We start from the raw sequence: 10575 nt of genomic DNA, 5'->3' as shown, positions 1-10575 counted from the left end.
GGCGGACTCCACTCGAACAAAAGTCGATAAATGACAAAGGCTGAAACATTCATGATTGTTGACGCACATCGACAAGACCCTATGCAAAGGGTGACGTGCGAATTGCTATCTGCAATTTTTACCCGATCAGGATCCATTGAAACGATCAGGACCGCGGATCATAGCGTAAACTGAGAAAGAGATCTTCTGTTTCTCACAGATTCTTCCCGATTTATCCACAGGATGATCCAGAATCGGCTAAGTGTAAACGATCCTGGAGAAGTGCTGCAGGTTTTAGCGCGCATATTGAAAAAATTAATGAGTAAAGATGCTTTACTGCTTAAACGATCTAATAAAGATCCCGAGCGATCCTTGCGCTTTATCCACCAGCCCGTATAATTCTTACCCCCAGCGAGTAACGGTCGCCTTACGGCGTCAACGCTGCCTGTTTTTTACGCGAAACCATGCGGAAAAAAGCGGGAAATAAGGAAAGAGAATTGACTCTGGAGTGTACAATTATTACAATCCGGCCTCTTTAATCACCCACACTGTGGCGTAAGTCGTTCGAAATTCGTTCGGGTATACGCAAAAGTCAGTGAATTTATTCAAGTTTAGGTAGAAATCGCCATGAAACGCACTTTTCAACCGTCTGTACTGAAGCGCAACCGTTCTCACGGCTTCCGTGCTCGTATGGCTAATAAAAATGGTCGTCAGGTTCTGGCACGTCGTCGTGCTAAAGGCCGTTCTCGTCTGACCGTTTCTAAGTAATAAAAGCTAGCCCCTGAGTGGTTAAGCTCGCATTTCCCAGGGAGTTACGTTTGTTAACTCCCACTCATTTCACATTCGTCTTCCAGCAGCCACAACGGGCTGGCACGCCGCAAATCACCATCCTCGGCCGCCTGAATTCGCTGGGGCATCCCCGTATCGGTCTTACAGTCGCCAAGAAAAATGTTAAACGTGCGCATGAACGCAATCGGATTAAACGTCTGACGCGTGAAAGCTTCCGTTTACGTCAGCACGAGCTTCCAGCAATGGATTTCGTGGTGGTGGCGAAAAAAGGGGTTGCTGACCTCGATAACCGTGCTCTCTCGGAAGCGTTGGAAAAATTATGGCGTCGCCATTGTCGCCTGGCTCGCGGGTCCTGATAGCCCTCATTCGGGTCTATCAACGCCTGATCAGTCCGCTGCTTGGGCCGCATTGCCGTTTCACTCCAACCTGTTCGAGCTACGGAATTGAGGCATTGCGCAGGTTTGGAGTGATAAAAGGCAGTTGGTTGACGGTGAAACGCGTATTAAAATGCCACCCTTTACACCCTGGTGGTGACGATCCCGTCCCGCCCGGACCATTTGATACCAGAGAACACTAACGATGGATTCGCAACGCAATCTTTTAGTCATCGCTTTGCTGTTCGTGTCTTTCATGATCTGGCAAGCCTGGGAGCAGGATAAAAACCCGCAACCTCAGGCCCAACAGACCACGCAGACAACGACCACCGCAGCGGGTAGCGCCGCAGACCAGGGCGTACCGGCCAGTGGCCAGGGGAAACTGATTACGGTTAAAACTGACGTGCTTGATCTGACCATCAACACCCGTGGTGGTGATGTGGAACAGGCTTCACTGCCAGCTTACCCGAAAGAACTCGGTTCTACCGAACCGTTCCAGTTACTGGAAACCACGCCACAGTTCATCTACCAGGCACAGAGTGGCCTGACAGGTCGTGACGGCCCGGATAACCCGGCTAACGGCCCGCGTCCGCTGTACAACGTCGAAAAAGACGCGTTTGTACTGGCTGACGGTCAGAACGAACTGCAGATCCCGATGACCTATACTGACGCAGCGGGTAACACATTCACTAAAACGTTTGTACTCAAGCGTGGTGAATATGCTGTCAACGTTAACTACAGCGTGCAGAACGCCGGCGAAAAACCGCTGGAAGTCTCCACCTTTGGTCAGCTGAAGCAATCCATCAATCTGCCATCTCATCGCGATACCGGAAGCAGCAACTTTGCGCTGCACACCTTCCGCGGCGCGGCGTACTCCACGCCGGATGAGAAGTATGAGAAATACAAATTCGACACCATTGCTGAAAACGAAAACCTGAACGTCAATGCTAAAGACGGCTGGGTCGCAATGCTGCAACAGTATTTCGCAACGGCATGGGTTCCGCGTAACGACGGCACCAACAACTTCTATACCGCTAACCTGGGTAACGGCATTGCCGCTATCGGCTATAAGTCACAGCCGGTACTGGTACAGCCTGGCCAGACTGGTGCGATGACCAGTACCCTGTGGGTCGGCCCGGAAATTCAGGATAAAATGGCGGCCGTTGCACCGCACCTGGATCTGACCGTGGATTACGGCTGGTTGTGGTTCATTTCTCAGCCGCTGTTTAAACTGCTGAAGTGGATCCATAGCTTCCTGGGTAACTGGGGCTTCTCCATCATCGTTATCACCTTTATCGTTCGTGGCATCATGTACCCGCTGACCAAAGCGCAGTACACCTCCATGGCGAAGATGCGTATGCTGCAGCCGAAGATTCAGGCAATGCGTGAGCGTCTGGGCGATGACAAACAGCGTCAGAGCCAGGAAATGATGGCCCTGTACAAAGCTGAGAAGGTTAACCCGCTGGGCGGCTGCTTCCCGCTGATCATCCAGATGCCAATCTTCCTGGCGTTGTACTACATGCTGATGGGCTCCATTGAACTGCGTCATGCGCCGTTCGCTCTGTGGATCCATGACCTGTCTGCACAGGACCCGTACTACATTCTGCCGATTCTGATGGGCGTGACGATGTTCTTCATTCAGAAGATGTCTCCGACCACTGTAACCGACCCGATGCAGCAGAAGATCATGACCTTTATGCCGGTCATCTTCACCGTGTTCTTCCTGTGGTTCCCGTCAGGTCTGGTGCTGTACTATATCGTCAGCAACCTGGTAACCATTATTCAGCAGCAGCTGATTTACCGTGGTCTGGAGAAGCGTGGCCTGCATAGCCGCGAGAAGAAAAACTCCTGATTCGGTGTAGGCCGGATTAGGCGAAGCCGCCATCCGGCAAACGGAACATAAAGTAAAGGGCGGTCATTAGACCGCCTTTTTTATTGCATTAAGAAGAGACAAACCATGAGCCATAACGACACCATCGTCGCTCAGGCCACCCCACCGGGACGTGGTGGCGTGGGTATCCTGCGTATCTCCGGCCTGAAGGCGCGTGAGGTCGCCGAAACCGTACTGGGGAAACTACCCAAACCGCGTTACGCCGATTATCTGCCGTTTAAAGACGCGGATGGCAGCACGCTGGATCAGGGGATTGCCCTGTGGTTCCCCGGCCCGAACTCCTTTACCGGCGAAGACGTTTTAGAGCTTCAGGGCCACGGAGGTCCGGTGATTCTTGACCTGCTGCTCAAACGTATTTTGACGATTCCCGGGCTGCGCATTGCCAGACCCGGTGAATTCTCCGAGCGCGCGTTTCTCAATGATAAGCTCGATTTAGCCCAGGCAGAGGCGATTGCCGACCTGATCGATGCCAGCTCGGAGCAAGCCGCTCGCTCGGCGCTGAACTCGTTGCAGGGCGCATTTTCCGCACGGGTAAATCATCTTGTGGAAGCACTCACTCACCTGCGCATCTATGTCGAAGCGGCGATCGACTTCCCGGATGAAGAAATTGACTTCCTGTCTGACGGCAAGATTGAAGCGCAGCTCAATAGCGTTATCAGCGATCTTGATGCCGTACGTGCCGAAGCGCGTCAGGGTAGCCTGCTGCGCGAAGGGATGAAGGTAGTCATTGCCGGTCGCCCTAACGCCGGGAAATCGAGCCTGCTGAACGCGCTGGCAGGCCATGAGGCGGCTATTGTGACCGACATTGCGGGGACGACTCGCGACGTACTGCGTGAGCATATTCATATCGACGGTATGCCGCTGCACATCATCGATACTGCCGGTTTGCGCGATGCCAGCGATGAAGTTGAACGCATTGGTATCGAACGTGCCTGGCAGGAAATCGAACAAGCCGACCGTGTGCTGTTTATGGTGGATGGCACCACCACCGACGCCGTGGACCCAGCTGACATCTGGCCAGACTTTATTGCCCGTCTGCCAGCCAAACTGCCGATTACCGTGGTGCGTAACAAAGCGGATATTACCGGTGAGACGCTGGGCCTTAGCGAAGTAAATGGCCACTCACTGGTTCGTCTCTCCGCACGTACCGGTGAAGGTGTTGACGTACTGCGTAACCATCTCAAACAGAGCATGGGCTTTGAAACCAATATGGAAGGTGGCTTCCTGGCGCGTCGTCGTCACCTGCAGGCACTGGCAGAAGCGGCGGAGCATCTTGAGCAGGGTAAAGCCCAACTTCTCGGCGCTTGGGCCGGAGAATTGCTGGCAGAGGAGCTACGTCTGGCGCAGCAGAACCTCAGTGAGATCACCGGGGAATTTACCTCCGACGACCTGCTAGGACGAATTTTCTCCAGTTTCTGTATTGGTAAGTAACGTTGTGTTGCCCGGTGGCGCGATGCTTGCCGGGCCTACAGGCCCTATAGGCCGGATAAGGCGTTTACACCGCCATCCGGCAACAACAATTTCCCATGCGGAAATCACTGTTGTCCAAATGGCAACTCGTGCAGTTGACTCTCTGACCGTATGCTTAGCGCCACATTTCTCATGAGGTCGCTATGACACGCTTTCTAATCTGCAGTTTCGCCCTGGTTCTTCTTTATCCTGCCGGTATTGATATGTATCTGGTGGGGCTGCCCCGTATTGCGGCCGATCTACAGGCCAGCGAGGCGCAACTGCATATCGCGTTTTCGGTTTATCTGGCGGGAATGGCGACGGCGATGCTTTTCGCCGGAAAAGTTGCCGACCAGTCAGGACGTAAACCAGTCGCTATTGTCGGTGCACTCATCTTTATTTTCGCCTCTGCGCTGTGTTCATTTGCCGAGAGCGGTACGCCGTTCCTGGTAGGCCGCTTTATTCAGGGTGTGGGCGCCGGCTGCTGCTATGTGGTGGCTTTCGCTATTCTGCGCGATACGCTCGACGATCGTCGCCGGGCGAAGGTACTGTCGTTGTTGAACGGTATTACCTGTATCGTGCCGGTGCTGGCTCCGGTGATGGGGCATCTGATCATGCTCAAATACCCGTGGCAGAGCCTGTTCTACACGATGATGGGAATGGGTGTGGCTGTTTGCCTGCTGTCGGTATTTGTCCTGCGAGAATCGCGCCCAGCAACGTTTATGGCGACGATGGAAAAGAACCACACTACCGAATCACTGGTAAACCGCTTTTTCTTAAGCCGTCTGGCCATTACTACCCTTAGCGTGTCGGTGATCCTGACCTTCGTGAATACGTCTCCGGTGCTGCTGATGGAAGTGATGGGCTTCGACCGCGGCGAGTACGCCACTACCATGGCCATGACCGCTGGCATCAGTATGGCGGTCTCTTTCTCTACGCCATTCGCCCTGAGCGTGTTTAAGCCTCGCGTTATGATGCTAACCTCGCAGGTGCTGTTTCTGTGTGCTGGCGTGGTGTTAACCCTTGCTACTTCACACGCGGTAACGTTGTTCGGGCTAACCTTAATCTGCGCCGGATTCTCGGTCGGTTTCGGTGTTGCGATGAGCCAGGCGCTGGGACCGTTCTCGCTGCGCGCGGGCGTCGCCAGCTCGGCATTAGGTATTGCACAGGTTTGCGGTTCCTCGCTGTGGATTTGGCTGGCGGCTGTTCTTGGCCTTGATGCGCTGAATATGCTGATCGGGATTCTGATTGGCTGTAGCATAGTGAGTATCATGCTGATTATCACTGTTGCACCTAACCGGTCCGCGCCAACTCATGAAGAAATCCCTCAGCAGTCTCGATCTTAATTTATTGCTCTGCCTGCAGCTGTTGATGCAGGAACGCAGCGTCACTAAAACCGCTAAACGGATGAACGTCACTCCGTCGGCGGTCAGTAAGTCGCTGTCGAAGCTGCGGGCCTGGTTTGACGATCCCTTGTTTGTGAACACCCCGCTGGGGCTATCGCCGACGCCGCTGATGGTCAGCATGGAGCAGAGCCTGGCTGAATGGATGCAGATGGGCAATCAGCTGCTCGATAAGCCGCACCATGAATCGCCGCGCGGGCTGAAGTTTGATCTGGTGGCCGAAACGCCGCTGGTGATGATCATGTTCAACGCGCTCTCCCGGCAGATTTACCAGCGCTATCCTCAGGCGACGATCAAAATACGCAACTGGGACTATGATTCGCTGGATGCCATTATTCGCGGTGAAGTGGATATTGGCTTTACCGGACGCGAAAGTCATCCGCGTTCGCGAGAACTGCTGAGTTTGTTGCCATTGTCGATCGACCATGAAGTGCTGTTTTCCGATCTGCCCTGCGTCTGGCTACGTGAAGATCATCCCGCACTGCAGGAAGAGTGGAATCTGGACACCTTTCTGCGTTATCCGCACATCAGCATTAGCTGGGAGCAAAGCGATACCTGGGCGCTGGATGAAGTCCTGCAAGAAATGGGGCGCGCACGCAATATCGCGTTATGTCTGCCTGGTTTTGAACAATCGCTGTTTATGGCTGCGCAGCCGGATCACGCGCTGATTGCCACCGCACCGGTTTATTGCCAGCGTTATAACCAACTCCACCAGCTTCCACTCGTTGCGCGGCCGATGCCATTTGATACGGCGCAACTGGAAAAAATGCGCGTACCGTTTACTCTTCTTTGGCATAAACGCAACAGCCACAATCCTAAGATCGTCTGGCTAAAAGACACGATCAAGGCGCTTTATCGCGATATATCCTGACGATCCGTCATTTTGGTGTTTCAAAATCGACCATTCTGGCAACAGAAATGTAAATATCGCGTAATGTATCCCATTTCCGCTTACTTTTTGGGCAGCAAAGCCTGCCCGGAAGCCGTGTAAATGTTACTCTGGTGATAATCACGGACCATTAATCACGGAGCGAAAAATGGCGACACATTTTGCCAGAGGGATTCTTACGGAGGGACACCTGGTATCAGCTCGCCTCCCTTCTCCATGCCATATCGAAGCAAGAGATCTGCCCGCTCATCGCCGAACACGCTTCCTGGCCTCCCGAAGTCTTCTCGCCGAACTGATGTTCATGCTTTACGGCACCAGCACGTTGCCTGAGATTGTTACTGAGGCGAAAGGTAAGCCCGTTTTTCGCGATAAGAATCTGCCGGGATTTTCGATCTCTTATGCCGGGAATATCGTCGGCGTTGTGCTAACGACTGAAGGAACGTGCGGCCTGGATATGGAACTTCAGCGGGCAACCCGCGGGTTTAACAATCCAAATTCAGCGGAAACGTGGCGCTTCTCCAGTAACGAAAACCTGTGGATCAATAATCAAAACGACCCCAATGAAGCACGCGCGCAGCTCATTACATTGCGCCAGAGCGTACTCAAACTCACTGGCGATGTATGCAATGACGATCCGCGCGAGCTCCAGCTTTTACCCGGCGCAGGACGTCTGAAATGTGCCCATGTGGCGCAGGTTGAAGCCATTTGCGATGCGGAAGATGTACTGGTGTGGTCAGTTGCGGTTACGCCAACCATTGAAAAACTCAAGGTTTGGGAGTTTGATGGTAAACAGGACTGGAAAAGTTTGCCTGATATCCAGACTCGCGCCAATGAGCCAACGGGTCGTCTGATCCGGTTCTCTCAATTATGCGCAGCGAAAAGCCATACGCTTTGATTTAACCTTCATGATGAAACAGGAGTCACCATGTCTGAAACATTGAATGTTGTTACGTTACTGGGAAGTCTGCGCAAAGGTTCGTTTAATGGAATGGTTGCCCGTACACTGCCCAAGATTGCTCCCGCAGGGATGGAAGTGAGCGCGTTACCGTCGATTGGTGATATCCCACTGTACGATGCCGATCTCCAGCAGGAAGAAGGTTTTCCGGCCAGCGTAGAAGCACTGGCTGAGCAAATCAGAAAGGCTGACGGTGTCGTCATCGTCACACCTGAATATAACTATTCTGTTCCGGGCGGACTGAAGAACGCCATCGACTGGCTGTCTCGCCTGCCCGATCAGCCATTATCCGGCAAACCGGTGCTGATCCAGACCAGCTCCATGGGTGCCATTGGCGGCGCGCGCTGCCAGTACCATCTGCGTCAAATCCTGGTGTTCCTCGACGCCATGGTAATGAACAAGCCGGAATTTATGGGCGGGGTCATTCAAAACAAGGTGGATCCGCAGACGGGTGAAGTGATTGACCAAAGCACGCTGGACCATCTGACCGGCCAGTTGACCGCATTTGGCGACTACATCCAACGCGTGAAAGCCTAAAAGAAAAAGCCCGCCAGCAACGATGCCTGGCGGGCAGTTGTCCAGACCGATATTTTAGTGCGCGTCGATAAACACAATCTTCAGCACAAACAGCAGCGCGACAACGATGACGCACGGGCTGAGATCGCGGAAACGTCCAGTACCGATTTTCATCACGCAGTAAGAGATAAAGCCCAGCGCAATACCTTCGGTAATTGAGAAGCTAAACGGCATCATCACGGCGGTAATAAACGCCGGAACCGCTTCAGTCAGGTCTTCCCACTTCACGCGCGACAGGCTTGATGTCATCAGGACACCAACGTAAATCAGCGCACCTGCAGCTGCATAGCCCGGTACCATTCCCGCCAGCGGCGACAGGAAGATAACCAGCAGGAACAGCAGGCCAACGACGACTGCAGTCAGGCCGGTACGGCCACCAACCGACACCCCGGAAGAGGATTCAATATAGGCGGTAACGGAAGAAGTCCCGATAAACGCCCCGGTAACCGACGACACGCTATCCACATACAGCGCCTGCTTCATGCGTGGGAACTTGCCCTTCGCGTCCGCCAGACCGGCTTTATCCGTCACGCCAATCAGCGTACCGGAGGAGTCAAACAGGTTGACCAGCATGAACGAGAAAATCACACCCGCCAGGCCAATGTTAAACGAACCGGCCAGATCGACATGTCCGATAACTGACATCACGCTCGGCGGCGCAGAAACGATACCGTTGTAATGGACATCGCCCAGCATCCAGCCCAGCAGCGTGGTTACAATGATGGAAATCAGCACCGCCGCATGAATATTACGTGACGCCAGAATCGCGATGATAAAGAAGCCCAGAATACCGAGAAGAACGCTGTGGGACGTCAGGTTACCGATAGACACCAGCGTGTCTTTGTTGGCGACGATAACACCTGCGTTTTTCAGCCCCATCATGCCGATGAACAGACCGATACCACTGGTGATCCCCACTCGCAGGCTCACCGGGATATTGGCAATCATCCAGTAACGTACGCGGAAAATGGTCAGCAGCAGCAGACCTACCGCGCCCCAGAAGATAGCCCCCATACCGATCTGCCATGACAGGCCCATCGCGCCGACGACCACGAAAGCGAAAAATGCATTCAGGCCCATAGCAGGCGCAAGTGCGACCGGCAGGTTAGCAAATAGCCCCATCAGGATGCTACCAAAGGCAGCAATAAGGCAGGTGGTAACAAAGACGGCGCTGGTATCCATGCCAGCCACGCCAAGAATTTGCGGGTTAACAAAAACGATATACACCATCGTCAGGAAGGTGGTTAAACCGGCGATCACTTCGGTCCGTGCCGTCGTGCCATGTTCGCGCAGTTTGAACACGCGTTCCAGCATCCCCTGGCCAGAAGCCTGGGTTGTGTGTTGTTGACTCATTATCAATTTCCGAACAAGGAGGGAAAATTCGTCGCTATCCTATACCAAAATGCGACAATAGGGTTGGGTTATGAGCAACTTTTTTCATTGATTTTGCTTATACGGCAACGATTGCGTCGCCCAATAATGCATTACGAAAACGTTAAACTTGTTAAAACGGAAATGACATGTCCCAGATAGAAGCCGTATTTTTTGACTGTGACGGTACCCTTGTCGACAGTGAAGTGATTTGTTCTCGCGCGTATGTCAGCATGTTCCAGGCGTTTGGCATTACGCTCGATCTTGAAGAAATTTTCAAACGCTTCAAGGGGGTAAAGCTGTACGAGATCATCGACATTATCAACGAAGAGCACGGTGTCGAACTGGCAAAAGCCGATTTAGAACCGGTTTACCGCGCTGAGGTCGCACGTCTGTTCGATACCGAGCTGGAAGTCATTGCTGGTGCGAACACGCTGCTGGACAGCATGGCTGTGCCAATGTGCGTGGTGTCTAACGGTCCGGTCAGCAAAATGCAGCATTCGCTGGGTAAGCTGGGCATGCTGCACCATTTTCCTGATTTACTGTTCAGCGGCTACGATATCCAACGCTGGAAGCCCGATCCGGCCCTAATGTTCCATGCGGCAAAAGCAATGGACGTTAATGTTGAGAACTGCATTCTGGTTGATGATTCCAGCGCAGGCGCGCAGGCGGGGATTGCGGCGGGGATGGAAGTGTTCTACTTCTGCGCCGATCCGCATAACAAACCGATCGATCATCCAAAAGTCACGACCTTTACCGATCTGACACAGTTGCCGGAATTGTGGAAGGCACGGGGTTGGGATATTACTCGGTAATTTTTTGTAGGCCCGGTAAGCTTGCGCCACCGGGCAATTGCCGGATGGCGCTAACGCTTATCCGGCCTACTTTCTACGTTTTTA

At 53.3% G+C, this 10575-nt stretch carries 11 protein-coding genes; 10 read left to right on the top strand and 1 reads right to left on the bottom strand.

What is annotated here, in order from left to right; translation table 11 throughout:
* The first annotated feature begins 606 nt into the window (after window positions 1-606).
* The 9 genes from rpmH (at window position 607) to GUC46_RS23875 (ending at window position 8266) form a co-directional block, all read left to right on the top strand.
* Window positions 607-747, top strand: a complete 141-nt coding sequence (gene rpmH, locus GUC46_RS23915) for a 50S ribosomal protein L34 (protein WP_003023858.1) — start codon at window positions 607-609, stop codon at window positions 745-747.
* Between the two features lie 17 nt (window positions 748-764).
* Window positions 765-1124, top strand: coding sequence for a ribonuclease P protein component (gene rnpA / locus GUC46_RS23910; protein WP_003844432.1), 360 nt, complete (start codon window positions 765-767; stop codon window positions 1122-1124).
* On the top strand, window positions 1088-1345 hold the full coding sequence (yidD, locus tag GUC46_RS23905) for a membrane protein insertion efficiency factor YidD (protein WP_003023846.1): 258 nt from the start codon (window positions 1088-1090) through the stop codon (window positions 1343-1345). Before rnpA ends, yidD begins: the two co-directional genes overlap by 37 nt.
* A gap of 2 nt (window positions 1346-1347) precedes the next feature.
* Complete coding sequence (gene yidC / locus GUC46_RS23900) at window positions 1348-2994, top strand: membrane protein insertase YidC (protein ID WP_003023844.1); 1647 nt, start codon at window positions 1348-1350, stop codon at window positions 2992-2994.
* A gap of 105 nt (window positions 2995-3099) precedes the next feature.
* Window positions 3100-4464 carry a tRNA uridine-5-carboxymethylaminomethyl(34) synthesis GTPase MnmE gene (gene mnmE / locus GUC46_RS23895; RefSeq protein ID WP_160180763.1) on the top strand — a complete coding sequence of 455 codons (1365 nt, stop codon included), beginning with the start codon at window positions 3100-3102 and terminating at the stop codon, window positions 4462-4464.
* A 182-nt stretch (window positions 4465-4646) separates the two neighbouring features.
* Complete coding sequence (locus GUC46_RS23890; protein WP_003844430.1) at window positions 4647-5828, top strand: MFS transporter; 1182 nt, start codon at window positions 4647-4649, stop codon at window positions 5826-5828.
* Complete coding sequence (gene yidZ / locus GUC46_RS23885) at window positions 5797-6756, top strand: HTH-type transcriptional regulator YidZ (protein ID WP_003023837.1); 960 nt, start codon at window positions 5797-5799, stop codon at window positions 6754-6756. The genes GUC46_RS23890 and yidZ overlap by 32 nt, the downstream gene beginning before the upstream one ends.
* A gap of 166 nt (window positions 6757-6922) precedes the next feature.
* Complete coding sequence (locus tag GUC46_RS23880; protein ID WP_049015864.1) at window positions 6923-7669, top strand: 4'-phosphopantetheinyl transferase superfamily protein; 747 nt, start codon at window positions 6923-6925, stop codon at window positions 7667-7669.
* A 30-nt stretch (window positions 7670-7699) separates the two neighbouring features.
* A complete protein-coding gene (locus GUC46_RS23875) occupies window positions 7700-8266 on the top strand; it encodes an NADPH-dependent FMN reductase (protein ID WP_003023832.1) in 567 nt (188 codons plus the stop codon).
* A 54-nt stretch (window positions 8267-8320) separates the two neighbouring features.
* On the opposite strand, the gene adeP is transcribed toward GUC46_RS23875, so the two are convergent.
* Complete coding sequence (adeP, locus tag GUC46_RS23870) at window positions 8321-9658, bottom strand: adenine permease AdeP (protein WP_003840586.1); 1338 nt, start codon at window positions 9656-9658, stop codon at window positions 8321-8323.
* Window positions 9659-9825: 167 nt separating this feature from the next.
* Between adeP and yieH the strand changes: the two genes are divergently transcribed.
* Entirely contained in the window at window positions 9826-10491 is a 666-nt protein-coding gene (yieH, locus tag GUC46_RS23865) for a 6-phosphogluconate phosphatase (protein ID WP_016151219.1), read from the top strand.
* Window positions 10492-10575: the final 84 nt, after the last annotated feature.

Origin of the sequence: Citrobacter sp. LUTT5 (assembly GCF_009905315.1) — a bacterium.
GTDB lineage: Bacteria > Pseudomonadota > Gammaproteobacteria > Enterobacterales > Enterobacteriaceae > Citrobacter > Citrobacter freundii.
Note: the sequence above shows the minus strand (reverse complement) of the source record. Positions and strands in the feature narration are given on the sequence as shown.

Coding starts and splice junctions, on each gene's coding strand:
- rpmH (WP_003023858.1), top strand. CDS start 607: ATGAAACGCACTTTTCAACCGTCTGTACTGAAGCGCAACCGTTCTCAC.
- yidD (WP_003023846.1), top strand. CDS start 1,088: ATGGCGTCGCCATTGTCGCCTGGCTCGCGGGTCCTGATAGCCCTCATT.
- yidC (WP_003023844.1), top strand. CDS start 1,348: ATGGATTCGCAACGCAATCTTTTAGTCATCGCTTTGCTGTTCGTGTCT.
- mnmE (WP_160180763.1), top strand. CDS start 3,100: ATGAGCCATAACGACACCATCGTCGCTCAGGCCACCCCACCGGGACGT.
- GUC46_RS23890 (WP_003844430.1), top strand. CDS start 4,647: ATGACACGCTTTCTAATCTGCAGTTTCGCCCTGGTTCTTCTTTATCCT.
- yidZ (WP_003023837.1), top strand. CDS start 5,797: ATGAAGAAATCCCTCAGCAGTCTCGATCTTAATTTATTGCTCTGCCTG.
- GUC46_RS23880 (WP_049015864.1), top strand. CDS start 6,923: ATGGCGACACATTTTGCCAGAGGGATTCTTACGGAGGGACACCTGGTA.
- GUC46_RS23875 (WP_003023832.1), top strand. CDS start 7,700: ATGTCTGAAACATTGAATGTTGTTACGTTACTGGGAAGTCTGCGCAAA.
- adeP (WP_003840586.1), bottom strand. CDS start 9,658: ATGAGTCAACAACACACAACCCAGGCTTCTGGCCAGGGGATGCTGGAA.
- yieH (WP_016151219.1), top strand. CDS start 9,826: ATGTCCCAGATAGAAGCCGTATTTTTTGACTGTGACGGTACCCTTGTC.